Source organism: Chryseobacterium sp. 1B4, assembly GCF_036631475.1.
In the GTDB taxonomy this organism is placed as follows: domain Bacteria; phylum Bacteroidota; class Bacteroidia; order Flavobacteriales; family Weeksellaceae; genus Chryseobacterium.
Genome location: NZ_JAPNUF010000007.1, coordinates 1,006,473 through 1,032,689, shown reverse-complemented (window position 1 = coordinate 1,032,689; position 26,217 = coordinate 1,006,473). Strand labels below are relative to the sequence as shown.

Below are 26,217 nucleotides of genomic sequence, written 5' to 3'. Positions count from 1 at the left end.
GTTAATTTATACATATATGAAAAAACAATCTGTCATTTTACTGTTGATGCTTCCATTGGTATTGACTGCTCAAAAAATTAATTTTGCGGCAGAAGTAGGTTTTGGAGCATCTAATGTGCATACCAATGAAGCTTCCGGTATTTCAAATGTATCAGGATTTAATGCAGGCGTTTCGGCCCGGTTACGGTTTAGTAAAAAAGTATGTTTTAATTCTGGATTATTTTATTCACCTAAAGGAGCCCAAAGGACTATATCAAAACAAAATTCAACTGTAAACACAAGGAGAGTAATCAATTACTTTGAATTCCCGGCGAATATCATTTATTATTTTAATTCGGAAACATTGGGGGGATTATTTGTGTCAGGCGGTATGTATGCTGGTGTTGCCTTGGGAGGCTATACTCGTACAACCGTGACCGATTCGGATAGGGAAATAAAAAAACAGAAAAGATATACTTTTTGGGGAAGATATTAATCAGGTTCGACGATTTGATTATGGATTCAATTTTGGTTTGGGGTATCAGTCACCCTTAGGAATTTATGTTAGAGGACAGTATGACCTTGGACTGCAAAATGTTGTTCATACAAAATATGTTTACAACAGAAGTTTTCACTTGATGATTGGATATGTTATAAAAACAAAAAACTAATCTTTAATTTTAGATTCCTGTATGTTCTGTATTACAATTAAAGTGTTGCATATTCTGTCTGTACTATACTATTTTACAGGGGTATTGTATATAGGAAAGCTTTTTCTTTGTTATAGAGATACCAATAAGTGTTCAAGCGTAACAAAGAAAATTTTAAGGACGCAATATGTCTTTGCAATTGAAAGAATATGGAATATAGTGATTATACCTGGTGGGCTAATCATGTTGGCAACGGGATTAATCATGTTCCTTTTAAACAAAAAGCTAGTAGCGATGCAGTGGTTTGATTTGAAACTTATCTTTCTCTGTATGCTGACCATGTATCATTATTGGTTTTTAGAACAAATCCGGCATTTAAAAGAACTACAGGGATATAATTTAAAAGTTTCCAGTATAAAATTAAAGCAAATCAATGAAATGGGTCTTCTGCTTCTATTTCTGCTGAGTTTGAGTGTTGCTTTAAAATATACATTATCACTTCCTGCTGAGCGTGTTATTATAGAAATGATCATTCTCCTGTTTATATTGGTAGCAATATTAAAATTACTGAAAAAGGAAGAATAATAAACTTTATTTATTTTGAAGATGAATATTAAAAATGAATTTATAAACTTTATCCATGTGCTCCAGGTTCAAATATGTGATGTGCTGGAGACCATAGATGGACAAGCGCTTTTCAGGCAAGATATATGGCGGCATCCTGAAGGAGGTGGTGGCCGTACTCATGTTATGGAAGGCGGTCAAGTATTTGAAAAGGCAGGTGTAAGCACTTCTATTGTCGATGGTAGATTACCTGAGATTTTTTTACGTAAGCAAGAGGTATCAGACGGCCGTTTTACGGCCTGTGGTATTTCCCTGGTAATCCATCCGGTTAATCCCTTTATTCCTACTGTACATGCTAATTTTCGTTATTTCGAACTTTATGATAAAAAAGGAAGATTAAGAGATTGCTGGTTCGGAGGATGTGCAGATTTAACTCCTTTCTATCTTGAAGAAAGTGATGGCTCTCATTTTCATAATACATTTAAAGAGGTATGTGATGCTTTCGGTAGAGAACTTTATCCGTTGTTTAAAAGAAACTGTGATGAATATTTTGTGAATAAACATCGTAATAATGAGCCTAGAGGAATTGGAGGTATATTTTATGATTATTTGCGTCCTGACAATGAAAAAGCTTAGAAGATATTTTGGATTTTTCCCGGTCTAATGGAAATGCATTTCTAAGGGCTTATATTCCTCTGGTCATTAAGAACAAGGACACTCCTTTTACTGAGGTGCACAGGGAATGGCAAGCTTATCGCCGTGGGCGGTATGTAGAATTTAATTTAATCCATGACCAGGGAACGTTATTTGGGCTTCAGACCAATGGCCGTATGGAGTCGGTTCTTATCAGTCTTCCTCCCATTGCAAAATGGAAATATGATTATCATCCATTGGCTGGAAGTCCTGAAGCAAAATTAGAAGAATGGCTTAAACCCAGGGACTGGGTCAATATCGGTAATTAATAATTGACACACCAGATTCTAATACAAGATATTATTATGAAAAATTTAATTGTTATATCAGGTATTTTTTTCTTCTGACAACAGCGTGTAAAAAAGCTGAATTACACCCTAAGACTGAAAAGGAGATATACACTATAGACTCACTTAACATCACGGATACAATAAAAGTTGCAGATTCACTGTCTTTGATCTATTCTTCAAGACCACTTTATTTTCCTTTTGTACAAAATACGAATTTGCTGAAGCGTATTTATTTCAGATATAAAGGCATGGATCACTTTTCTAAGGTGGAACTTAAAGTTTCCGCAGAAAAGGATCTGTTGGAACATTATGATTATTTACTTGACCGCTATAAAACAAAAAAATAAACGGTTTATATATTTATGAGAATGATATGCAAGTCAGATTTTTGCTCCATCAGTATATGCATGTTCAATATACTGATATCCATAATGAAGCTAATAAAATTAAAAAGCGCTTTTACACTGATAAAATGTTTGATCTTAAGAATAATAAAGAAATGACCCTCAATGACATAACCTGTCTACCAAAGCATATTATTTTAGCGCTTTTAAAAAGAAATATGTATAAAATTTTTTCAATGTAGCTGGCGATTTACGAATTAATGAATTTGATGAGAGAATATTTAAAATGAATGGTTTGCGTGAGATTCCCAGCACGGATAATTTTTATTTTGATGAAAAAGGTTTAAATTTCCATTATAATTCTTATGAAATCCTTTCTTCTTCCAATATAGATTTTGTGATTCCTATATCATGGGATGAATTAAATGGAACCTTAGACCCTGAGTTCAAACAGAGAATGAATATTATGAAAGAAAAGTAATGTACAAAGTTCAGTGGATAGATGGCTTATCATGAGTTTCTTAGTCAGCACCTGATTTTTGATAATTAGTTGAAATTTTACATTTTTTTAGTGATAATACGAAGTGTATTCAAAGGGATTTTAAAAATGAACTAATTACATTTGATTTTTTAATGATATAATTATTGATTATTTAATAAAGTATTGTGGTATCTGGTGTATGATTCTTAGATGCATATATTTCTTCAGATACCTGGCATTTTCCAAATACTGAAAAGAAAAGAGGATCTGTAATCAGCATATACCTACTGTGTGTCTTAATAGCAAGTAAGTGTTCCTGATATGATTTTCATGCAGTCCTTTACTCAGTATCAAAGCTAAAACTACTATAAAACTATAACCTAAGTAATTTTATTCAACTTTTTTAAAAGGAGTAGTATGAAGATAGATGAAGATTTGCTTTTAGCAAAAGGAGAAATTAGGTGTTATAAACCAAACGAACTGATTTTTTGTGAAGATGAATTTCCTTTTTATTATTATCAGATAATAAATGGAAAAGTAAAACTTAACAGTTATAAAGAAGAAGGTAAAGAGTTTATTCACAATATATTTTCAGACGGACAGAGTTTTGGAGAATATGTGCTTTTCGCGGAAAGGCCATATCCAATGAATGCGGAAACTGTGACTGAGAGCTGTGTCGTAAGGCTTGCTAAGAGAGCTTTTCTTGATTTAGTAGGGCAGAGTACGGAATTATTGTCAGTCATGGTAAGAAACCTTTCACATGGGATGTATGATGAATGCATTATTAAAAAATATCTTACCTCACTAAGCCCTGCAGTAAAAATCAGAGGCCTGCTGGATTATCTGAAAAGTTTTCAGAAAAAAAAATTCATGTATTCTTTTAAGGTGCCACTAACCAGGAATCAAATGGCCTGTCTTACAGGTCTCTGTGAGGAAACAGTTATCAGAGCATTAAAAAAAATGGAAAAGGACAAGATTGTTACCATCAGGAACGGAAAAATTTTTTATTAACCTTATTTTGGCAGCAAATAGCAAGTTTTTGAGTATTATCAGAGGCTTGTTTTGCAGGTAAGCCAAATTATTGATATAGTTACAATGAAACTTTAGAAATCCTAAAAACTATGACATCGGCGATGTACTTCAAATATTTTTGTGGCATAAAAGAGAATTTACGTATTTAAATATGATGCGTATCCTTTGCTTTTTGCGATCATATTCTGTCAGATAGGAAAATGGCTGGTGTTAGATATGAGCTGATACATCCCGGCATTGCCGATTGATATCTGAAAAATATAGTACTGCTGCTATTACTGTGACAGTAATCACCTTGACAACCTTAAGCATGTATTGTAGTCAAGTTTATAGAAGATAATCTGAGCTCTTATTTTATTTTTTAGATGAGGTAATATAGAAGCTGTATTTGATTTTATGCAGCTATTATGGGTGGTTTAAATAGTTGAAAAACTACATTTTGCTAATAATAATATGAGTGTTTAAGAATGAATTTATGGAAAATATCTTTTTAGATTTGTATAAATCTTAAGAGAGTATTTCATCAATAAACAACATTTGAAATATTTAAGTCTGAATTATTTGTTTTTAATTATCCGGTAGTGGGTAAGACTATTACCGGATTTTCATTTTCTTTTTAAATGTAATATCAAATACAAAAAATATTGCGTTAAGAAGAAGTCACAAACAGCATTATAAAAACTTGGAGAGGGTTAATTACAGTTCCGGAAAATTAGAGATGTTGAAATCATTATATAAGTATAAAAAATAATCTTATGCAAAAATTATGTACTTTTTTTCTGTCAGGGTTACTGATCTTATCATGTTCAAATAAATCATGTAACAAAGAAAGTTCCCTTCATCCAGCAACACAAAATAGCCCGGTAATTGATACGTTTAATACAGCTAACAGTCAAAATGATGAGCGCACTGTTACCAATACAGTTGTTACTCGGATTGTGAATATGCATCAATTTCCTGTTGAAATTGAGGAAGAGCTGACTAATGAAAATCAGAAATTAGTACTCAAACTGAGAAATGTGAGGCGGACGAAAATTTCCGGACGTATCATACCTGAGTCTGGTCAGGATAATATCCGCTTTAATAACATTGAATTAAATCAGCGAAGTATTGACGGCCCTTTCGGGAAAGACTTTGAATACGAGCTGAACCAGGTAGGTGATTACAGCATTGTCATACAAAAAGTTTGATGGCCTCAGGAAGCCAAGTCGGAAAATTTAGAATCATTTTGAAATAACACACTGTATTTTTTATCTGTATTCGATTGTATTCTCATCGATGTTCAATTAAAAGATATATACAATGCCAATCAATTTCTCAGCAATGTTTCATTCGATAAAGTTTTTGTTTTAACAGAAACGCATAGATGGCTTTTCCTGTAAAAAGCGCTCTGCTGGCTTACTTATAAGATTTTATTCAGAACATTATTCAGATTATTGAGCCCTCGCCATATTATGGTTGGATGGTAAACATATTCTAAACAACAAAGGATGTAATAGATTTTTTCGGGATAATTTCTTCTGTAATAAAGATTTATTTAATCGTCATTCAATTAAAAAATAATAAAATGCCGGGAGTTGCGACTGTCTTATCTGCAGTTCAGAATCTGGTCTTTAGAGATTCTGTATACCATAAATTTATTGTCCGTTGAAAACCCAATACAGGATTGATCGTTAAACTTTTTAGGATTTTTCCTGTATTCATGCATATATCTTTGAAAATCTTCCGCTTTTGCAGGCAGAATCATAATCTCAGAATCACTATAGTTCCTCAGGTCTTTCAAACTTTTTAAGATTTCTTTTTTGTGGTCTAATGCGTGTTTGTAATCCATGGTGAGTAGTTTTATTATTAAAGTTATGAGGTAGTCAGATGATTGGATTCCGGCCAAAGATTATATCAGTTTTGCACTTGATTATAATTAATAAGCTTTTATTCCAGCACGCTATTTAGAAAAAACTGGGTGATAATGTTGTTCAAAACTAGTTAAAAAATCAGCTAAAAGCAAGTGTGTTATTTCTTTTGGAAATAGTAAGGTGTTGAATATTAGAAATGTGTGCCCATGTTGGTATTTAATTTCAACGGTGTGGATTTTAAATATTATAATTCAGTGGAGTTGTCTTTATGTATAAAAAAATACTGTCATTCTTATTAATTATTAATTGAAGAATATACTATGCATGCGTATTTTTTTGATATTATTTTCTTTTTTTGAGTGTAATTTTTACTGCTCAAAGAAGCCCAGAAAGTTGTGAAATAAATGGGGAATCAGATGGTATTTCAGACGCCGACCGGTTATATTACGTAAAGGTAAAACTACAAATCATTAGTGAAAATATGATATATTGAGATTGCTGTAAATGTATTATCAATCCTTTTGTTCAATGTAAAAATAACCGTGAAGTATTCTCCTCTTTACGGCCAAATATAATAAGGCTAGTCTTTTTAATGCTACGGGAATTCTTTGAAAGTTAGTTTTCACTTTTAATAATATTATGCGGCAAGAATAAATTTAATTCAAGCTGATAACTTATACTGTTGCTTGTAGGAGTATTCAGGACTTAAAGCGGATATAGCCTTATTTTTATGCACGATTTGTTGATTGGGTAAAAAACTACACTTTAATAGTGATAATACTACTGAATTTCAGTTATATAATTACTGATGAAGCGTTAAATTCGTAATACCATTAGGCGATAAAACTACAGGTTTACAACTTAATATTGAATGTAATCGAAATAGCACACTGAAAAACATGTTATCAGACGTTAAGAGTAGATTGGAGTGTGCACAGCTGAGTAGAAATCAGGGTTTCCTGTATTCATAAACAAAATAATCATTAAAATATTTAAACAAATGAAAAAGCTGTATTTATTACCTCTGTTCTTCGTTGGTACTTTATCCTTCGGGCAGGTAGGAGTCAACAATGTAACACCACAAATCACCTTGGATGTAAAAAGTAAAACTACAGACGGAAGCACTTCTGAGGGATTAATGCTTCCGCGTTTAACTGGTAATGTTCTTAAAGCGGCTGAAACATCTGGAGTATATACCAATGCGCAGCATTCTGCCTTAGTATATGTAACAGACGCACCAGATCCAGATAACCGTACCGGTCAGGTAGAAGGAATGGATTCTCCCGGATTTTATTATTTCGATGCCGGCAGCAATCGCTGGGTGAAGATGATTTCCAGTGGAACCAGTACGGCTAATATAGGCCAGCTCCTATGCTCTTCCTCTACAAATTTAGGTGTCCTGGAAGCCAATGATCTTGCTGCAGGAGTGACTGTTACCATTCCATATAATCTGGGGAATGGAGGTGTTTATTCAGGGATCAATATTCCTTCAAGTGGGGTAACAAATCTTACAGCGGTTCTTCCTTCTGGAACGCTTAATAACGGAAGCGGTACGCTCACTTTTGATATTATAGGTACTCCTTCAGCTGCAGGTACTGCTGTTTTTGATCTTTCACTGGGTGGACAGAATTGTGGATTTACCATACCCGTTCAGCCAGCAAGCAGCTTTCCGGATATAGTTCCGGTGTTTATTAATGGTCAGAACCGCCAGATGATGACACATAATTTGGGAGCTGATATCACGCTGGATCCTAATATTCCTAATCAGGCAATAATGGGGAACTATTACCAGTGGGGAAAGAAAAATCCAGTTGCTACGGCTTATACTTCCGCAGCGGCTATATCTGGGTGGAGTACCGCGGCAGCGGCTAATAAAGCATGGAACTCAGGAACAGAGGCAGCGCCTGTAAAAACAATTAATGATCCATGCCCTGAGGGTTTCAGGGTACCTACCAAAAATGAATGGCAAGGCTTTATTTCAGCCAGTATCGTTCAGCCTAATATAGGAACATGGGCAACAACCGCTTCAAATGGAACAACCAATTTCACTTCTGCAAAAGTATTTACCAACAATGGTGTGATATTTACCTTCCCTACGGCAGGAAGCCGTACCAATAGCACAGGGGCATTGTATGCACGTGGTTACAACGGCCGTTATTGGACCAGTACAGAGAACAATGCAAATGCCGCTAGCTTTGACTTCGCAGGTACTACTGTGTCTACGGGAGGTAGTAACGAGCGTAGTTGGGGCTTTACAATGCGCTGTATTTCAGAATAAATTTTTACCGATAATTGATTAGCCTATTAATAGACTGTTGGAAAGTTTGCATCTTTATTTGAAACTGCGCGGTAAAGCAATTTGCTGCACTTTAAAAAACTATTTATTGTCGACATATTGTCACAGCAAGTTAAGACAGCTAAGATCTATTTGAATTAAAAAACATAAAGTTCAACGTAAAAATTGTACTCCTACGTCTTAAGCGATGATCATTATAATGGAGTATAGTCCGTAAGTGTATTGGCTGTATGAATCGAAATAAAGAGATGTAAAAACATTTATATGTCAATTCAGCAGGGGTACGGAGATCCGCAAATACTTCTTTGAAATGTTTTCAAAACAAACCGGGCTGTCCCAGTCTTTTGAATCAATAATTAAATATTTTTTCAGACCTACTTTTTTTGAATTATATATAGCAAAGATCAAACTAGACTGCTCTTTGTTTTTTACAAACTCTAAGTGTTTTTGAACCATAATATAGGATTCTGTTATCTGCATAGTGTATTTTAAAATCTTAGCAGTTAATTAGTTTTACATATACACTTCGATAAGTATATGGCATAATTTTAACTTCATGCCTTTGGTATTCTTTGGTATGATATATACAGCCAAAAGCGGAAGTCTCTTTAGATAATAAACTACACTGTATTAGTGATAATATGACTGGTAATCAGTTGTTTAATTACTTGTATGAAGTTATATTTGTAGTGTCATTGAGTGATAAAACTACATATTTATGACAGTGATATTGTATGTAATCAAAATAGTAGATTGAAATACAGTATGTGAAAGAGAGATAGAGAGTGTTCGCATATGAAGGAAATTAAAGTTTTCCTGTATTAATAACAATAACCATTAAAATATTTAAACAAATGAGAAACATGTATTTATTACCCTTCTGTTTGGTTGGTGCTCTAATCTATGGACAGATGGGAATCAATAATCTCGTTCCCAAGGCTACTTTGGATGTGAAAAGTAAAACGACAGACGGCAGTACTTCTGAGGGACTTATTATTCCCAGAATCACAGGTAATGCTCTAAAAGCAGCTGAAGCTGCAACAGCATATGGTAATGATCAGGATGCTACACTTGTTTTTGTAACGGCTCCTCCTGAACCTGGTAACCGTACCGGCCAGGTAGAAGGAATGGATTCCAAGGGGTTTTATTACTTTGATGCCGGAAGTAACCGATGGATAAAAATGTTATCCAGTGGAACGAGTACAGCGGCGTTAACACAGCTTCTCTGTTCCGCGGCCACAAGCGTGGGATTTTGGAAGCAACAAGTCCAGCTTCCGGTGTTAGTGTAATTGTCCCGTATAACGGAGGTAATGGTGGTGTTTATTCGGAATTAATTATTCCTTCTATCGGTGTAACGAATCTTACGGCGGTTCTTCCTTCCGGAACGCTTAATAATGGCAGTGGTACTTTAATTTTTAATATTGTGGGAACTCCTTCAGCTGCTGGTTCTGCTACTTTCAATATTAATTTAGGTGGAGAAAATTGCGGCTTTAATATACCGGTGCAGGCAAACACTACCTTCGCTGATGTACTTCCTATTATTATTAACGGACAAACCCGTCAGATGATGACCCGAAACCTGGGAGCAGATCCGACTATGGATCCTGATGTTCCTAACCAGGCTATTATGGGAAGTTATTATCAATGGGGAAGAAAAATGCAGCTGCTACGGCATACACGAGTGAAGCAGCTATTTCGGGATGGGACACCTCTTATTCTGCTAATAAGGCATGGAACAGTGGTACGGAGGCTATTCCTGTTAAGACTGCCAATGACCCATGTCCAACTGGGTTCAGGGTACCTACAGGAAATGAATGGAATGCATTTATCACCGCGAGTACTGTTAGTGATATAGGAACATTTGTCGCCAGTCCGGGTAGCACTACTAATTTTAGTGTAGCCAAGAAGTTTGTAAATAACGGTAGTACATTCACTTTTCCCGCTGCGGGCCGTCGCAACTATTCCACTGGCTTGTTGGAAGATCGCGCCAATACTTCCGGCTTTTGGAGTAGTACGGAAACCTCGGGGACAACCACATACGCAACTAATTTATACGCCAATGTAGCTAATGTAGCTACCACAAATTTAGGAATCCGTTCTGTTGGCTACTCCATACGCTGTATCTCAGAATAAAGTTTTTAACGAGTACATTAATAGACTATTATAAGGTTTGTTTCTTCATTCGAACCTGTGTGGCAGAGAAATCTGCCACACTTTTAAAAAAACTAAAAAGCTAAAAAAGAATAGTAAATAAGAGCTTCAGATAATTAGCTCAATAATGAAATACTTTACCAAAATATCCGTGATCATCAGATTTTATACTTCTTGCCATGTTTACTTATTATATATATTGTTACAACAACTTAAGACAGCCATGATTTTTTGAATAAAAAAACACAAAGTTTCTATATAAAAATTGTACCTCTAATGTCTTAAGAAGTGGTGGGTATTATTAGGGAGCATAGTCCGTAGCTGCACTGACTGTTATGAATTAAAATGAAGATATATGCAAAAACATTTATAATTCACGGGCAGTAGCAGTACGGCGCCCCCGCAAATATTGCGATGAAAATGACTCATTATGCAATGTACATTGATTGCTTTACTTTTAAAAGAAGCAAAAATATCTGGAGCTTAACAAAGTAATATTTTTTCATATCTATTTTTTTGAATTATTTATGACAAAGGCCAATGGTTTTTTTGGTCTTTGTTTTTATTCAAATCTAAGTATTTGAACAGACAAAGCTTAAGGAAATTAATTCAAAATCTACCTTAATAAATATCATTAAAATATTTTAAATAGCGTGCGGGCTCATTATACTGGGAATGCTTATTTGACTTTAAATCTGATTGAAAATATAGGTTTTCTTTTTGTAGAGCTTCATTCTCAGTGATAATGCCGGTCTATTGATGCTGTACAAATTCAGAAAAGCAGGTGTTATTTCTGCTGAAGTTTACAGATTGTATTTGCATTTTGTCAGCACAATAGAATATATCACTAATAACCATTCAATGAAAATTTCAGTAATTATTTCAGTTTATAATGCAGAAGAGTTTGTTGCCAATGCTGCGAAGTCTGCCCTGCAGTTTAAAGAAATTTGTGAGGTTTTTCTCATAGAATACGGATCTTCAGATTATTCACCGGTCATATGTGAAAATCTTGCGGAAACTTATGACAGGGTAAAACTTTTCCGGCACAATCAGGGTAGATACAAAGAAAATAATATGCCATGCAGAAATTTAGGAATCGAAAATGCTTCCGGTGATTTTATTGCTTTTCTTGATGCCGGCAGTTATTGTCTTCCTAACCGTTTTGATGCTGAAAAAGAACTGTTGAAAAATAAGAATGTAGACGGTGTCTATGGTGCCGTTGGGCTCCATTATTATTCACAGAGAGCCAGAGATAGATACTATCATCTCTATAAAGACCGTTTAATCCCTGGCTATAATAAATGTCATCCCAAAACTTTTATCCCAGGTAAGCTTAATAAGGCTGATTTGTTTGATCAGTTTAGTATTGATACCCTAACAGTACGCAGAGATCGGCTGCTCGAAAAAATGGATAGTCTTTTTACTTCATATTCAATGCAGGGAGACCTGGAATTTTTGTTGTCTGTATCTCATTACCTGGAATTATACTATGGAATCCTGCACGAGCCTGTAGCAATGCAGGGAGTTCAAGACCATTGTAAAATATTTTGGGATAGTGATAAATATGCTGTCTCTGTAACAGAAAAATCAACAACTAATAAACGATTATTAAATTGGTTGATGAACATTGAAACATTTAAAGTATTTTCCAGATATTCTCCATCATAATGTATAGTAATTGTTTTATATAATTTTCGATGGAAAACTACATGATTTCAAGGTGTCGGGGAAAAAAATGCGATAAGTTTGCATTTCAGTAGTCCACAGCAAATTAACCTAATATAATTATATAATATCATGTCAGATTTACGTATTTTAAAGAAAAGAAAAATATTGATCAGAGTCGTTGCAATTATAATCATCAATTTATTTATGGGATGCAAAACAGATCCCTGGCATATCGAGAACAAAAATAGTCCAATTGATAGAATTATGTTAAACAAGACAATACCACAACTCATAAAAAACAATCTGAGAAAGTATTTACAATTTGACGACCAATTATAAAATAAATCCAATTAACTGAATAACGGATAGGAGAGAAAATGATATATTTTTTCTCCTTTATATTTTTAACCCTGAATTTTTTATGGACATGGTGTAGCTGACGAGCTACATTAAATTCCAACTAATACTATATTTTACATACTGTATTTCAGTGCGTTATTCGCTAATTTTAAGTTCTGAATTTATCTTTCATAATATGAAAAAATCTAAGGTATTTTTTTCTACAATAAAAAAGACATTACTTTTTCTTTTCTTTTTTTTTCAGTGACTGAACTTTTCGGACAAAGAGATACGGAACATTGGATAGCTCCATACTTTGACAGTTCTGGAAGCTCATACATTCATGGGTTGTATTTTTCGACTGATTCCGCAACACCGTTTACTGTTAAAATTTACAGTAATAATAGCCAGATCGGAAGTGTTACGATCAGTAAAGGTTCACCGGCAACTTTTATAGTAACACCCAATTATATTAAACTGACTGAGACTTCCGAAGCTGCTTCCAAATCTGATAAAGGAATACATACAATAGGGGAAAAACCTTATTTCATGACGATGCGAATTGCCGCAGGTGCTCATGCAGAGATCATTACCTCAAAGGGAAGAGCCGGCATTGGTAATGAATTTTTTGCAGCAACAGCTCCAATTACCACAAATTCTAACATTATTAACTTTACAGCCGGAATTCTGGCTACTGAAGATCAGACAACTGTAAAGATTTCCGGGTATAATCCAGCAGTAAGTTTTTTGAATGTCCCCTCTACACCTGCAATGTTTACGGTTATTTTAAACAAAGGGCAATCTTATACCCTTGCAGGTATAATCAATACAATCGCTAACAGAGACGGATTTATCGGAGCAAAGATTAGCGCTGATAAACCTATTAGCCTTACCAATGGTAACTCCAATGGATTCTTTGCCACTTCAGCGAGCGACGGTACTGATCTGATTATGGACCAGTCTATTCCGGTAACACGTCTTGGAAATGAGTTTGCAATGATCAAAAGTGTTTCCACTAGCCCTCACAATGTAGACGGAGGCATTGTTGTTGCTACTGAAAATGATACACAGATCTTTCTGAACAACAGTACAATACCAATTGCGACTATTAATGCTGGACAATACTATAGAATTCTGGCGAATGCTTATATCAATCAGGGCAATGGACATTTTAATATGTATGTTAAAGCTTCCAAAAATGTCTACCTCTATCAGCTGGTAGGAGTGGGAGATGGGGGGTATACCGGCGGATATAACCTTATCCCTCCCTTAAATTGCTTTCTGCCTAGAAAAATTGATGAAATTGGCAAGATCAATGAAATGCCCAGTATATCATCGATATCCGTCAGGATGAATATTCTTACCCAAGCAGGTGCTAACATAACAGTCAATGGAAATACTCCGACAACGGTTCAGGGACCTTATTCTCTCGTGGGTAATAATAATTGGGTAACTTATTCGATACAAAATATTACAGGGAATACAACTATTACTTCGGACAAAGCGGTTACTGCAGGGATCAATGGTGGATATAGTAATGCCGGGTATGGCGGGTATTTTGCAGGTTTTTCTTCAGTACCCATCATTATGAAAAAATCCGGCGAATGTGCTCCGGGAATTATCCTTGAGGTTGATGACAGTTATGATACGTACCAATGGTACCGGAATGGAAACAGTATTGCAGGGGCTACTTCAAATATATATTTGCCTATACAGGGAGGTAATTATACCGTAAAAATAACTGTGGGATCCTGTGAGCCTAAGCTTACTCCTGTCTATAAGGTCCACAGCTGTTTGAAAGAAACAACAAAAGATGATTCCATCTGCGGAGAGCATCTCAATATTATTCCTCAGTTTACCCTTTCTTCACAAACCCTTGTTCCTGGAAGTGTTACCATCATTACACAGCCTTCCCATGGTACTGCATCAGTTGATCTTGCTACTGGAAACATTAGTTATACAGCAAATCAGGGATATGTAGGAACGGATACTATTGTATACAAATTTTGTGGAAATGATCCTGAGTTCCCGGATTGTGAACAGGTCACTCTTCACCTAAATATATCGAAAACACCGACTGTTCATAATGCTTCGCTCAGCAACTGCTCAACAGATAGTACTACAATATTTAATTTAAAAAATGCTGAAACAGCTATTTCTTCAGCACCGGGTGCCAGTTTCTCTTATTATCAAAATTTAGCTGATGCAAATGCCGGAAATGCCAATTCAATTTCAGATCCCAAAGCTTATTCTTCAGGAAATGCTACGCTATATGTCAGGGTATCGTACGGATTCTGTTATAGCATTGCAGAATTGCAGCTTATTGTCAATACCAAACCTGAACCCATTATCAGTGTTTCATCTTCGGTAATCTGTCATGATATTCCGGTTATTCTCACTTCAAGCTTACCTACAGGAAATCTCTGGTCTACCGGAGAAACAACGCCGTCTATTACTGTGAGTGCAGCAGGAGTGTACACTTTGGTTAATGATAACGGATCCTGTAAGAGTGATTCTGTAGCCGTTACCATTAATAAAGATGAAGATCCCCATTTGCAGATCATAGGAAGTCTGGTATTCTGCGAAGGGGATTCTACGGTACTAACCGCTAATGCGGAAGGTACCGGAAACAGCTTTCTTTGGTCTAACGGTACAGCCGGAAATACCCTTACCGTAACAACACCGGGGATCTATACCGTAACGGTCACTACTATTTTAGGATGTCAGTATCAAGAGACAGTGACCGTAAAGATGGATCCATTGATCGTTGTCAGTATAACTCCACCCTCAAAGACTATTACCTGTAATGAGCCAAGTATTATATTAGATGCAACAGGGTCTGTATATCAGTCTGGTGCAACATTCCTTTGGACAGCCGGCCTGGGAGGAAATATTGTTTCAGGAGGAAACACTTTAACACCAGTCGTGGACAAAGGTGGGGTGTATACTTTAACGATCAGCAGCGTAACTCCCATGGGTTGTGTAAAGCAGAGCTCCGTTACTGTATCAGAAAATAGAACTCCGCCTCCTGTAGTACTTACGGCACCACAGATGATAATTTGTAAAGGGGAATCTATTACCCTGACAGCTTCCGGAGCGCTGACCTATACATGGACAGGACTGGCTGGGAATGGCAATACACAGATTGTTTCTCCAGACATTACAACAACCTATCATGTGGAAGGGGTGGGACAGAACGGATGCACTGCACAGGCAGATATTACGATTACTGTAGTTCCAGCTATTACCTCCCTGCTTAAGGATATAGAAATATGTGAAGGTCAGAAAGGATTACTTGATGCAGGAAGTGGTCCTAATTATACTTATCTGTGGAGCACTGGGGAAACAACAAGAACGATTGAGGTAACCCAGGCGGGAACCTATACTATAACAATCAGTAATGGAGTTTGTTCAAAATCATATTCGGCTGTTGTTACTTATACTCACGTCCCGGATCTTCTTGAGATTATATATGAAAACGATGTTTTAAAGATTCTTGTGAAAAACTATGAAAATCTTCCTCTGGAGTTTTCTATTGATAATGGGGTGATATGGCAAAGCTCAGATACATTTTATCATGTTCTTAAGAATACCGAATACACCATAAGGGTCAGAAATGTTGGAACACTTTGTGATGTATCTGTGTCGTACTATACTTTTTTCTGCCCAATGTCATTACTCCCAACGGTGATGGACGGGATGATACAATCAGCTTTGCCGGTATTGTAAAACGGAAAGATTTTTCTGCAACCATATTCAACAGGTACGGTCAACAGATTTTTAAAGCATCAGAAAACAATCCAATATGGGATGGACAATACTTAGGAAGGCCGGTCAATACGGGCACGTATTGGTATAGGATTTCATGGGAAGATCCTGTCAGTGGTAAGCTATTTAATAAATCAGGGTGGATCCTTGTAAAGAACAGAAATTAAAATGTATGAACAGGGTTAATTTAGATAAATAATATTAACATAATTTTACCGGCGATAGGAAGCGCCCAAAAATACTGCTTATCTGCATCATGCTGTAAACCGTAGTTGATTCCCACATCTAGCTTAAAATCTTTAAAGACTTCAATCTGGATGGCTGCATTTATAAAATTGGTAATCTGGTGTGCCTTAAAGTCATAAGTATAATAAGTTTCTGCAATACCTTCAATACTTTTCACAATTGAATGACTAAGGGTTAGGGTTTGCAGAAATTCCGTATGCATCAGCTGCCGCTCTTTGTCTTTTAATCTGTCGATCTCAAGCTGAAATCCTAAATCCCAACCTCCGGGAAGTTTGTAAGACATGGGTATGATAATACCAGCCTCAAAAAGACTGTCATCTTCATATCGTGAAACAGGAAACTTAATATAGGGAAGTATTGTCAATGCAAAATTACCCTTATTATTTCCTATCAGATTGTATTTAACCCGGAACATTAAATCCCCATGGCCATCATTACCCTCCTGTATACCGGATTCTGAATCTTTCTTTATTTGTACACCATAGGACTGATAGCACATCTGAATGTCAGTATTTCCGGTAATCCCGATTTTAAGGTTCATTTGATTAATCAATACAGTATTCGTCTGTGTTTTTTCACTTTTCTCATTTATCAGTCTGACGAGGTCCGTCTCTAGTTGAAGATGTCCCGCATCAACGGTACAAGTAGATTCAGTTACATCAGGTCGGTCAGTTTCCATCTCCCGCATAAGTTCTTTAGGGACCGGGTTAAAAACTGAGAAAGTACTCTCTTTATCCTGTCCAAAAAAAGAAGAGGCGTGCATAAAATCAACAATACCCGTGAGAAAATATAATCAATATAAATCATCTTTTTTAAGTATATAATATAAATCTTGTACAAACAAGTGTATAAATTGAAATGCAGGATCTGATAAGCTCCATAAGATTTTCTGTTTCAGCAACAGTAGAGTAACATAATGGAATACTAATCTCCAGATCAATTTTAGGACGAATTAAAATAAAATAATTGCTTATTCTGCTGTAATCGAACTTTCGAAAATTCAGCGGAAGAATTACAAACTGAATTTTAGATAATGGAATCTCCTCAATAAATAAACTATGCAGCATATTCACAAGTTATTAAATAATAAACAGCTGAAATAGAGGAAGTATCTTCTATTTATATCTATACATAACTTATGTTTTTAATTCCAAATCGTAAAATTTATCTACATTAAAGGTATGGATACTTTAAAAATACTTTTATGACTGGCAGCAGTTTGCCAAAAGCTGATGATTCATTCTGCCAGATGTATTCTGATTATAAGTGTATTATTTAATGTAGTGATAAAGCCTATTGTATGCTTTTTATCATGCTTTTCGTAGGCGGATCTCCCGTTAAAAACTATTTATCCGATATATTAGCAGGAGGTGAGGTAGTGATAATTTGATAGAAAATCAATATAAAACTATAATTTTTCCACCATTTATACGGTAGGTAAATGTTAAATTTATTATGGGTTTATATTCATCAGATGAGAATACTTTTAATTTCCGTATTGGTAATAATAGATAGGAAATAACTGTTATGCACTTAATGAAGATCGGTTTTCGAATAATATAAATTCTCCTGAATCGATGCTAACTATAGTGCACGCAATAGTGGATCTGGAAAGCTTTTGCTAAAAGAGGGTCAGGTATCAATGCGTCTGCGGGAAGTAAAACTGATATTAATGACCAGCCCGAAGATTTTTCCGTGCCTTCAGAATGTAATGTACTTGGAATGGAAGAATTAATGGCGCCTCAAAATGGAGTAACAATCTATCCAAATGCTGCCAAAAATGAATTTTTTATCATCTTTCCGGAAAATTTATTGGGAAAAGTAAATGTGGAGACTTACGATTTGTCTGGAAAATTGTTGTATTCTGAAGATAAAATATTACCAGACCAGAAAAAGGTAATTCATACATCAGGATGGGAAAATGGTACTTACATAATTATTATAAAAGGGCTGGGTCTTGAAAGGTTAATGAAAGTTATAGTGAATAGGTAACCTGTCTGAGTAGAAGCTCCATGAGATGCAGACACTGCACCTTTCAAATTGATTTGGGAACATAAACCCGTGTTTACAGCCTTATGGTATTTACAGAAAGTAGCTCAGGATATTTTAGATGTTAGTGTTAGCTTGCAGATCCGCCAGATGATGACACATAACATGGTAGCTGATTAATAATTGAACTATATAAAACTAATCATCAAAAATTAAACATATGAGAAAAAAGTATTTACTGTCAGTGATTCTTCTTGGCACTGTAGTCAATGGACAAACCTTCATCGATAATTCTCAAGGTATTATTATTCCTCGTCTTACTGGTAATACCCTTCAGGTTTCGGAGACAAAGGGTGTGTATTCTGATGCCAAGGATGCCATTCTGGTTTATGTCAGTATCCCTCCCGATCCTGATAAACGTACCGGCCAGGTAGAAGGTATAGATTCTAAAGGTTTTTACTATTTTGATGCATCGAGTAACCGATGGATCAGGATAATTTCTATGGGTAACAGCAATGCAGTTCTAACACAGCTGTTATGTTCTTCTTCTACAAATATAGGAGTTTTAGAAGTCGCACGGCCTGCTTCAGGGGTTAGCGTTATTGTACCTTATAATGGTGGGAATGGGGGGGCATACTCTGTATTGAATATTCCTTCTACCGGTGTTACAGGACTTAACGCAGCTCTTAATCCTGGAAACCTTAGTATCGGTGGAGGTTTCTTAGTATTTAACATTAGTGGGACACCTCTTACCACAGGCACAGCTGTCTTTGATATTAATTTGGCAGGCAAAGCCTGCAGCTTCAGTTTTCAGGTACGACCTAAAACCAGGTTTGATGATGTATTAAACGTTTCGATTAATGACCAGCTCCGTCAGATGATGACACGAAATCTGGGGGCCAATCCAACGCTGGACCCTGATATGCCTTCTCAGGCTATTATGGGAGATTATTTTCAATGGGGAAAGAAGAATGCGGTTGCTACGGCTTATACTCCTGCTGCTGCCATTTCAGGATGGAGTACAGAAAAAGCAGCAGATAAAGCATGGAATAGTGGGACAGAAAGTGCTCCTTTTAAGACGATAAACGATCCCTGTCCCTCAGGTTTCCGGGTTCCTACACGAAATGAATGGACAGCATTCAGGCAGGCTAGTACTGTTAGCAATATCGGAACATGGGCCACAACAAAAAACGATGGTGCTTCCAATTTTGGTGCTGCAAAAAGATTTATCAATAATCGAAATTTAATAACGCTTCCAGCCGCAGGACGTCACAATGCAGGTACGGGTGCGCTGGATAGTCGCGGCTATGGTGCATCTTACTGGAGTAGTACAGAATTTAGCGCCACAAATTCCTATAATCTGACTTTTACTGAGGGAGCTACTATATACCCCGGATATGATTTTAACAGAGCTGTTGGAATGTCTGTACGTTGTATTTCAGAGTAAAATCTATTATTGCATATTTTAGGATTAATAAATTATTGAAATAAGCCGTTTTATAAAGATCCAAATCAGTGTGGTAAAGTTATCATATTCTAAATCACATAAAGCATGTAGTGATTAATTTACATATTAGTCTGTATAAAACTATATTGCTTCTTTTTGATGATAGTCTTATATGCTTTAAGTTTGTAGCAGATAATATTGAAAGCATATTTCAAATAAAATAGTATAAAAGCTTCCAGAAAATTTTATGACAAGCATTAAGCTTAATATTCAAATAATATAATCTTCACCTGAATTGCATACTATGATTTAACTCCTGCTGTTTTTGTATCATGATCTAATTTTCAGCAGGGTACATAGAATAAAGCAATTGTACATTTGAATATACAACTTTTATTGTCATTTATTTGTGTGTTAACCGGAGATCTGCTCCGGTTTTTTTATTTTCTTATAAAAGAACATGTCAAATATATGAAAAAATATAACATCTGCTGTTAAAATACCTTTTGTTTAAAATAATATGATATTCCTGCATCTTTTCAGGATAAAATCTCATAATTTACTTTTAAGATATATTATAGAACCGGCTAAAAAATAGAAATCTTAGACCGAATAAAAATTCTCTTTTGCAATCTATTGGTTGAAAAAATATAAGAAAAAAATATTATGATTATTAAAGGTTTGTGGATAAGAAGTGGCCAGGTTTCGTCTCTCTGAAACTAAAGAGAAGAATATTAATATCATTAGATTTTGGGATACTCATTTTTTTATTAAATTATTCTAAGCAGTGCTGATGAAAAACATATAAAAACAAAATCAGAACAGGAATTTTCCTATTCTGATTTAAATATATTTGAATTATTAGGCTAGTCAATTTTATTCAGGGTTAGCCAATGCTTATATTTTGTTGATGAACGAATATTTCTTCTTTGTAAAATATATGATAAAGAGTACTGCAACGAAACCTAAAGCATACACATACATATCAATCGGCGAGGCAGGAGCTCCTGGTCCAACTGGTCCTACATCTCCTGGGGTAGGAGGTCCTCCTGGACCAACCGGCCCTACATCTGCACTAACTAATGCCGCTGTAAAAAGAGAAAAAATCAAAAGTAATTTATTAATAGATTTCATATATTTTATTTTAAGATTTTTGTGTTAACAACCTCTCCACTGTCTGAAACAATTTTTACAACATAGGTACTTTTAACTTGTTTACTCAGTTCAATGACAAAATCTGTAGAGGTGTTAACAGCCTTTTTAGAGATTATCAGTTTTCCACTCATATCATAAACTTCAATATCTGCTTTTTTCCATTTTGGATCAAATCTCACAATATAGTTTGTAATCTGGGGATTATATACGACCATAGTTCTTGAAGGACGACTTGTCTCGTCAGTGGCGAGTACCAAATTACTAGGCTCACCGTAATACAGATCAAACTCGGCATCATTAACAGGAATAATGTTTCCCTGCTTTGCCTGTTGCGCTGTACCGTTCGGTGATTTATAATAGAATCCAATTCCTGTAGACAGCGCATGAGTACCATTGCTTATCAGTTCTGCATTTTCTCTGATTTCGAATTTGTAGGATTTAACTTTATTCAAGTCATAGTTCATTAATTTTATATTCTTTCCTTTGAAGTCAAATTCGTTAGCTTCATTAATATATAGCCAGTACTGATTCATATAGTTGGTATCATAACCGCCATTCAGGGCTTCTTCAAAAGTACCGATAGCATTGGCTGAGCTGTTGGTAATCTGAGTTCTGGCGTTAGGAGAATGACCAGTTACTGCTTCCGGAGAAACTATGTAATATGTTCTGGATACCTCATTCCCATTCACATCAAGCCCGATAACACCAAGTTGTTTTACAGTTCCTGTTCCATTTTTATTTGCCGTTACATTATAGTCTGTATTTCCTGATCTACTGTAATAATTAAACCTTCTCAGATTGGCAAAATTAAGCTGATCAGCTGCAGTATTGTCTTTGAGTTTAATCGTAAATGTTTCTAATGGTCTGACCATTAGATAGTCAATATCTCCAATAGGTATTCCTGAAGAATCATAAGTTACAAATTTAAATGCACCTGTACTTTGTGTACCTCCAGCGCCAGTAACTACTGTTGCAGGTTGTAATCTGATTCCATAGATGTTACTCAGATAAACTCCATCTCCGTTGGCTGCAGGTTCATTTCTGGCAATGTTGAATAAGTCCAGATTAGTTAAAAACGGATTAGCTACTGAATAGATATTTTTACCGAAATTTCCCTGCCATGCGGTACCTCCTGAAGCAATTTCAAAACCATCTTGTACATAGGAGTTATAAGGTTCATTGTACATATTTAAAGCTGAACCATTAGTGCCGAAATTAACATTGGCAGCTGCGTTTTGTAATGTGATCGCAGATCCTATATCAGTCAATGGTCGACCTGAAAGAATTCTTGTATTGGTACCAAGGTCCAAACCGCTTCCACCAAGCATGTAGTATGTGCTGCCTGGATTCGTAACTCCTAACTTAGAGCTGATGCTAAAATTAGTTGAAACAGTATTGACATTATTCGACCAAAGAATCTCATTCTGTGAATATCTTGTATTATTAAAAGTCTTCCCTAGCTCTGTACTTAAGGTAGAAGCGGTTTTGTCAAAAAAAGGCATACCAATTTGCTGGTAACTACCATGTTTAATTGACCTGTATTCCTGATCTACAATACCTGTAATATTGGATTGAGGAATTCCAGTAATGTAAAGCTGTCCATAGGTATAAACCGGTGCTGTGGCGGAATTGTTTTCATTAGCTGAAGCGTATGCTGTAGGTTCATTAAGCTTATTAACAAAATTACTTGTTACAGAGCCTTCAGTTTTGTCCGCACCTCCAGTAGTAATTGTTTTAAAAGAATCTGAAGCAGTACCTGAAACGATAACATTTCCATGATTTTCAATAGTACCATTTCCTCTTGTTTGCAGACCTCCACCATTATACAGTAGTGTACCTTTGCTTACGAAAGCGATAGCAGTGTCATCTACATGTAGTAGAATGTTCTGCGCCTGAACAGAACCTATTGCTGCTAATAAACCAATAGCTGATAAACTTTTTTCATTAGTATGATTGTTTTTGTGTTAAACTTAAATGCCAAAATGTCTATTCTTATATCAGACATCTCATGCTATGATAAAAGATATGTTTTATAAATTCTAGACAAATTTAGAAAGTATGTTTATTCAGTTGATTTATAACACTATAGTAATTTCATTATCTTGTTATAGTATTTTAACTATAAATATTGCTTTTTTTGTAGTTTTTAATATTGCATTCGTTTTAATGTATTATTTATTCTAAATTTTAACATGGTCTATATCGTAATTGGAATGTGGACGTTAAGAATCTTATATAAAATCATACTGGAATGGCAAATAATATTTATTTGATGGGAGCTTAGTACCTACTGTAGTAATTTTGTTCGTTGTCTTTCAATATCTTATTCCACTATTAAAAAGTGATTTACATTTAAATGTTTTCCAAATAATTATTGTAACGAATTTTATTTGAAAAATTGTAATCGAATACTATTCTATCAAAAGAAGTTATTGTTTTTAATTTTTTTAATCATGACCATCTATCAATATTAAATGATATAATTTAAGAATCTTATGTTGCTATTTATTAGGCCAATGGAATATGGTAATGTTGTGTATAATTTTTACTGAAGCTTTATGTGGGTAGTGAAAAAACTATAACAGCATAGTGATAATACGAGGATGTATGCTTAATTTATTTGTTAACGACACATTAAATTTGTTATATGGTTTTTTCATTTTGAAAGTAATTAATTAAAATGTAGTTATTGTGAAATGAAAATATCATATTCCTTAATGTTAATTAATAAATAACCATTAAATATTTCAATATGAGAAAAATATATTTATTGCCAATGGTTTTCTTTGGTACTTTGTCATTCGGACAAGTGGGTATTAATAATAATAATCCCAAATCAACTCTGGATGTAACAAGTAAAACAACAGACGGAAGTGTATCCGAGGGATTTATTCTTCCACGGGTAACTGGTAATTCTCTTAAAGCTGCAGAAACAGCGGGAGTATATGGAGAAGATCAGAATGCTACTCTGTTGTTTGTTACAGTGGCTCCCGATCCGGTTAATCGTACTGGACAGGTTGAAGGGATGGATTTACCAGGTTTTTATTATTTTGATGCTGGAAGTAATCGCTGGATTAAAATGATATCAAGTGGAACAAGTACAGCAGCTGTAACCCAGTTGTTATGTTCTGCTTCAACTACTATAGGAACTTTGGAAGCAGGAACTCATGCTTCTGGCGTCAGTGTTATGGTCCCTTATAATGGCGGGAATGGAGGTGTTTATTCTGGTTTGAACATTCCTTCCATCGATGTAACTAATCTTAATGCTGTACTGGTCTCAGGAACACTGAATAACGGTAGTGGAATATTGGTTTTTAATATTATAGGAACGCCTTCCTCAGCAGGCTCTGCTACCTTTAATATCGATTTAGGTGGAGAAAGCTGTAGCTTCAGTATTCCGGTACAGCCAAGCAGTAATTTCATTGACGTTGTAGATGTCACAGTTAATGGTCAGGTACGTCAAATGATGACACGAAACTTGGGTGCTGATCCAACGCAGGACCCTAGTATTCCTTTGCAGGCTATTTTAGGAAATTATTACCAATGGGGAAGAAAAAATCCAGCAGCTACAGCATATACAGGATCGAGCTCTATTTCTGGATGGAACGCAACTGCTGCTGCAAATAAATCCTGGAACAGTGGTACGGAGGCTGTTCCGGTTAAAACAGCAAATGATCCCTGTCCTGCTGGTTTCAGGGTACCAACGAGAGATGAGTGGACAGGGTTTAATAATGCAAGTACCAAAAGCAATATTGGAACATTTTTGTCATCTCCCGGTAGTGCTACCAATTTCAGTGTTGCCAAAAAATTCATAAATAATGGTAGTACTCTGACTTTTCCAATTGCGGGGACCCGTGCCAATGATAATGGATCTTTATCTAATCGTGGTTATAATGGTGTTTATTGGAGCAGTACAGAGGCTAGTGCCGTTGCAGGTAAGCCCACTGGCTATGATATGACTATTACTAGTAATGCACTTAATCCTTCAGTCACCAATTATCGTCAGTTTGGTTTTTCAATTCGATGCATTTCAGAGTAGGTTGACAGATAGTCACTAAAAATATGTAAGTTACCTTTAATAGTATAAAATCCTGTAAGTCTGAGTTATTTGTTTTTTAATAATCCGGTATGGCTGTAAAAAGTAGTGCCGGATATTTTATTTGGTTTTGTGGTTAAGGATAGCTGGTTATACGGGATGGTATTTCACGATTTCATATTCTGTTTTTTTCTTTATATGATAGCGATATTTGTATGTAGTTTTTAAACTATACTTAATTAGATGTAATATGACAGTTTGGCAGTGAGATATAGATTTTTAATCTTCTAAATTTGTAGTGTTTATTAAAGGATGGTTAACAATAATTCAAATTATTATACATATGAGAAAACTTTATTTATTACCAATAACTTTCTTTGGTATTTTGTCTTATGGGCAGACAGGGGGCCACAATGCTGCCTCAAAATCTACTTTAAATAGTGTAGGAACAGTAATAAAGGAAGAGAAGACCAATCTGACCAAGAATTCAGGTGTGGCAGCTGATCCCCTGAAAACGGCTGAGTTACCACAAACTGTAGGTGTCATTATTAATGGTCTGGTCCGCCAGATGATGGTTTATAATCTTGGAGCTAATCCTGCTATGAATCCTAACTCTCCTCAGCAAGGTACTATGGGAAATTATTACCAATGGGGCACACATGATCCTGTGGCTACTGCTTATACCGATCCTGGTGGCATATCTGGATGGAATTACAGAAACTATGCACCCAATAAATCTTGGAACAGCGGTACAGAAGCTTCTCCTGTGAAAACATTAAAAGATCCATGTCCTGATGGCTTCAGGATTCCTACCAATAATGAATGGGATTCATTTCACAACTCTAGTAGTTCTCATTATAATATTGGGACGTGGGCAGTTGACGGGTATGCTGGAGCTACAAATTTCACGGCTGCAAAAGTATATATAAATAATTCGAATATTATTACTCTGCCTGCAGCAGGGACACGTGTATACAATAACGGTGGGGGTTACTCTGGCGCGCAGTAAAAGGCTATTACTGGAGCAGTACTGAGGCTCCTTATCAGAATAATATGCAGGCAATGGCGTTAGCCTTTGATCCCGACAATATTTATACGGGAGAACCTCCAGTGCGGACAAGCGGTAATTCTATTCGCTGTATTGCACAATAGTTATAATAATTTAAGTAAAATAGTAACTCTTTTCTGAGTTCTAAAAAAATAGTATCAACAATTTACCGGAGGAATGATTCTCCG

The 26,217-nt window shown here is 35.5% G+C and carries 22 protein-coding genes; 18 read left to right on the top strand and 4 right to left on the bottom strand.

What is annotated here, in order from left to right; translation table 11 throughout:
- Window positions 1-16: 16 nt before the first annotated feature.
- The 7 genes from OWR28_RS14760 to OWR28_RS14730 all read left to right on the top strand — a co-directional run bounded on the left by OWR28_RS14760 (window position 17) and on the right by OWR28_RS14730 (window position 5,223).
- On the top strand, window positions 17-475 hold the full coding sequence (locus tag OWR28_RS14760; RefSeq protein WP_332387243.1) for a porin family protein: 459 nt from the start codon (window positions 17-19) through the stop codon (window positions 473-475).
- A 196-nt stretch (window positions 476-671) separates the two neighbouring features.
- Window positions 672-1,214, top strand: coding sequence for a HemJ family protein (locus tag OWR28_RS14755; protein WP_332387242.1), 543 nt, complete (start codon window positions 672-674; stop codon window positions 1,212-1,214).
- A 21-nt stretch (window positions 1,215-1,235) separates the two neighbouring features.
- Entirely contained in the window at window positions 1,236-1,829 is a 594-nt protein-coding gene (locus OWR28_RS14750; RefSeq protein ID WP_332387475.1) for a coproporphyrinogen III oxidase, read from the top strand.
- 8 nt (window positions 1,830-1,837) lie between these two features.
- A complete protein-coding gene (locus tag OWR28_RS14745) occupies window positions 1,838-2,155 on the top strand; it encodes a coproporphyrinogen III oxidase (RefSeq protein WP_332387241.1) in 318 nt (105 codons plus the stop codon).
- 651 nt (window positions 2,156-2,806) lie between these two features.
- Window positions 2,807-3,001 carry a DUF3298 domain-containing protein gene (locus tag OWR28_RS14740; RefSeq protein ID WP_332387240.1) on the top strand — a complete coding sequence of 65 codons (195 nt, stop codon included), beginning with the start codon at window positions 2,807-2,809 and terminating at the stop codon, window positions 2,999-3,001.
- Window positions 3,002-3,418: 417 nt separating this feature from the next.
- Window positions 3,419-4,012 (top strand): Crp/Fnr family transcriptional regulator, encoded by a 594-nt coding sequence (locus tag OWR28_RS14735; RefSeq protein ID WP_332387239.1) that lies wholly within the window; start codon window positions 3,419-3,421, stop codon window positions 4,010-4,012.
- A 965-nt stretch (window positions 4,013-4,977) separates the two neighbouring features.
- Window positions 4,978-5,223, top strand: a complete 246-nt coding sequence (locus OWR28_RS14730) for a hypothetical protein (protein WP_332387238.1) — start codon at window positions 4,978-4,980, stop codon at window positions 5,221-5,223.
- 398 nt (window positions 5,224-5,621) lie between these two features.
- On the opposite strand, the gene OWR28_RS14725 is transcribed toward OWR28_RS14730, so the two are convergent.
- On the bottom strand, window positions 5,622-5,864 hold the full coding sequence (locus tag OWR28_RS14725) for a hypothetical protein (protein WP_332387237.1): 243 nt from the start codon (window positions 5,862-5,864) through the stop codon (window positions 5,622-5,624).
- 1,022 nt (window positions 5,865-6,886) lie between these two features.
- Between OWR28_RS14725 and OWR28_RS14720 the strand changes: the two genes are divergently transcribed.
- From OWR28_RS14720 to OWR28_RS27030, 7 genes are all read left to right on the top strand, one after another.
- A complete protein-coding gene (locus OWR28_RS14720; protein ID WP_332387236.1) occupies window positions 6,887-8,164 on the top strand; it encodes an FISUMP domain-containing protein in 1,278 nt (425 codons plus the stop codon).
- Between the two features lie 881 nt (window positions 8,165-9,045).
- Window positions 9,046-9,471 carry a phage tail-like protein gene (locus OWR28_RS14715; RefSeq protein WP_332387235.1) on the top strand — a complete coding sequence of 142 codons (426 nt, stop codon included), beginning with the start codon at window positions 9,046-9,048 and terminating at the stop codon, window positions 9,469-9,471.
- On the top strand, window positions 9,435-10,037 hold the full coding sequence (locus tag OWR28_RS14710; RefSeq protein ID WP_332387234.1) for a hypothetical protein: 603 nt from the start codon (window positions 9,435-9,437) through the stop codon (window positions 10,035-10,037). Before OWR28_RS14715 ends, OWR28_RS14710 begins: the two co-directional genes overlap by 37 nt.
- Window positions 9,935-10,315: an FISUMP domain-containing protein gene (locus OWR28_RS27035; RefSeq protein WP_494168472.1), complete on the top strand. Its 381-nt coding sequence runs from the start codon at window positions 9,935-9,937 to the stop codon at window positions 10,313-10,315. Before OWR28_RS14710 ends, OWR28_RS27035 begins: the two co-directional genes overlap by 103 nt.
- Window positions 10,316-11,194: 879 nt before the next feature.
- Window positions 11,195-12,001, top strand: coding sequence for a glycosyltransferase family 2 protein (locus OWR28_RS14705; protein WP_332387233.1), 807 nt, complete (start codon window positions 11,195-11,197; stop codon window positions 11,999-12,001).
- Window positions 12,002-12,688: 687 nt separating this feature from the next.
- A complete protein-coding gene (locus tag OWR28_RS14700) occupies window positions 12,689-16,069 on the top strand; it encodes an FIDD domain-containing protein (protein WP_332387232.1) in 3,381 nt (1,126 codons plus the stop codon).
- On the top strand, window positions 15,979-16,275 hold the full coding sequence (locus tag OWR28_RS27030) for a T9SS type B sorting domain-containing protein (protein ID WP_494168471.1): 297 nt from the start codon (window positions 15,979-15,981) through the stop codon (window positions 16,273-16,275). The genes OWR28_RS14700 and OWR28_RS27030 overlap by 91 nt, the downstream gene beginning before the upstream one ends.
- A 20-nt stretch (window positions 16,276-16,295) precedes the next feature.
- Here OWR28_RS27030 and OWR28_RS14695 read toward each other — a convergent pair whose 3' ends face one another.
- The gene (locus OWR28_RS14695; protein ID WP_332387231.1) at window positions 16,296-17,033 is read right to left on the bottom strand and encodes a transporter; all 738 of its coding nucleotides are present in this window, start codon (window positions 17,031-17,033) and stop codon (window positions 16,296-16,298) included.
- Between the two features lie 1,043 nt (window positions 17,034-18,076).
- Between OWR28_RS14695 and OWR28_RS14690 the strand changes: the two genes are divergently transcribed.
- Entirely contained in the window at window positions 18,077-18,346 is a 270-nt protein-coding gene (locus tag OWR28_RS14690; RefSeq protein WP_332387230.1) for a T9SS type A sorting domain-containing protein, read from the top strand.
- A 217-nt stretch (window positions 18,347-18,563) separates the two neighbouring features.
- Entirely contained in the window at window positions 18,564-19,790 is a 1,227-nt protein-coding gene (locus OWR28_RS14685) for an FISUMP domain-containing protein (RefSeq protein WP_332387229.1), read from the top strand.
- Between the two features lie 897 nt (window positions 19,791-20,687).
- Here OWR28_RS14685 and OWR28_RS14680 read toward each other — a convergent pair.
- Together OWR28_RS14680 and OWR28_RS14675 are read right to left on the bottom strand one after the other, a co-directional pair.
- Window positions 20,688-20,924 (bottom strand): signal peptidase, encoded by a 237-nt coding sequence (locus OWR28_RS14680; RefSeq protein WP_332387228.1) that lies wholly within the window; start codon window positions 20,922-20,924, stop codon window positions 20,688-20,690.
- A gap of 5 nt (window positions 20,925-20,929) precedes the next feature.
- Window positions 20,930-22,447 carry a T9SS type A sorting domain-containing protein gene (locus tag OWR28_RS14675; RefSeq protein ID WP_332387227.1) on the bottom strand — a complete coding sequence of 506 codons (1,518 nt, stop codon included), beginning with the start codon at window positions 22,445-22,447 and terminating at the stop codon, window positions 20,930-20,932.
- 1,250 nt (window positions 22,448-23,697) lie between these two features.
- Between OWR28_RS14675 and OWR28_RS14670 the strand changes: the two genes are divergently transcribed.
- Together OWR28_RS14670 and OWR28_RS14665 are read left to right on the top strand one after the other, a co-directional pair.
- Window positions 23,698-24,984, top strand: coding sequence for an FISUMP domain-containing protein (locus OWR28_RS14670; protein ID WP_332387226.1), 1,287 nt, complete (start codon window positions 23,698-23,700; stop codon window positions 24,982-24,984).
- 340 nt (window positions 24,985-25,324) lie between these two features.
- Window positions 25,325-25,990, top strand: coding sequence for a hypothetical protein (locus OWR28_RS14665; RefSeq protein WP_332387225.1), 666 nt, complete (start codon window positions 25,325-25,327; stop codon window positions 25,988-25,990).
- The last annotated feature ends 227 nt before the right edge of the window (window positions 25,991-26,217 follow it).

Excerpts from the sequence above, each read along its gene's own strand:
- OWR28_RS14760 (WP_332387243.1), top strand. The coding sequence starts at position 17 with ATGAAAAAACAATCTGTCATTTTACTGTTGATGCTTCCATTGGTATTG.
- OWR28_RS14755 (WP_332387242.1), top strand. The coding sequence starts at position 672 with ATGTTCTGTATTACAATTAAAGTGTTGCATATTCTGTCTGTACTATAC.
- OWR28_RS14750 (WP_332387475.1), top strand. The coding sequence starts at position 1,236 with ATGAATATTAAAAATGAATTTATAAACTTTATCCATGTGCTCCAGGTT.
- OWR28_RS14740 (WP_332387240.1), top strand. The coding sequence starts at position 2,807 with ATGAATGGTTTGCGTGAGATTCCCAGCACGGATAATTTTTATTTTGAT.
- OWR28_RS14735 (WP_332387239.1), top strand. The coding sequence starts at position 3,419 with ATGAAGATAGATGAAGATTTGCTTTTAGCAAAAGGAGAAATTAGGTGT.
- OWR28_RS14730 (WP_332387238.1), top strand. The coding sequence starts at position 4,978 with ATGCATCAATTTCCTGTTGAAATTGAGGAAGAGCTGACTAATGAAAAT.
- OWR28_RS14725 (WP_332387237.1), bottom strand. The coding sequence starts at position 5,864 with ATGGATTACAAACACGCATTAGACCACAAAAAAGAAATCTTAAAAAGT.
- OWR28_RS14720 (WP_332387236.1), top strand. The coding sequence starts at position 6,887 with ATGAAAAAGCTGTATTTATTACCTCTGTTCTTCGTTGGTACTTTATCC.
- OWR28_RS14715 (WP_332387235.1), top strand. The coding sequence starts at position 9,046 with ATGTATTTATTACCCTTCTGTTTGGTTGGTGCTCTAATCTATGGACAG.
- OWR28_RS14705 (WP_332387233.1), top strand. The coding sequence starts at position 11,195 with ATGAAAATTTCAGTAATTATTTCAGTTTATAATGCAGAAGAGTTTGTT.
- OWR28_RS14695 (WP_332387231.1), bottom strand. The coding sequence starts at position 17,033 with ATGGAAACTGACCGACCTGATGTAACTGAATCTACTTGTACCGTTGAT.
- OWR28_RS14690 (WP_332387230.1), top strand. The coding sequence starts at position 18,077 with ATGGAAGAATTAATGGCGCCTCAAAATGGAGTAACAATCTATCCAAAT.
- OWR28_RS14685 (WP_332387229.1), top strand. The coding sequence starts at position 18,564 with ATGAGAAAAAAGTATTTACTGTCAGTGATTCTTCTTGGCACTGTAGTC.
- OWR28_RS14680 (WP_332387228.1), bottom strand. The coding sequence starts at position 20,924 with ATGAAATCTATTAATAAATTACTTTTGATTTTTTCTCTTTTTACAGCG.
- OWR28_RS14675 (WP_332387227.1), bottom strand. The coding sequence starts at position 22,447 with ATGCCTTTTTTTGACAAAACCGCTTCTACCTTAAGTACAGAGCTAGGG.
- OWR28_RS14670 (WP_332387226.1), top strand. The coding sequence starts at position 23,698 with ATGAGAAAAATATATTTATTGCCAATGGTTTTCTTTGGTACTTTGTCA.
- OWR28_RS14665 (WP_332387225.1), top strand. The coding sequence starts at position 25,325 with ATGAGAAAACTTTATTTATTACCAATAACTTTCTTTGGTATTTTGTCT.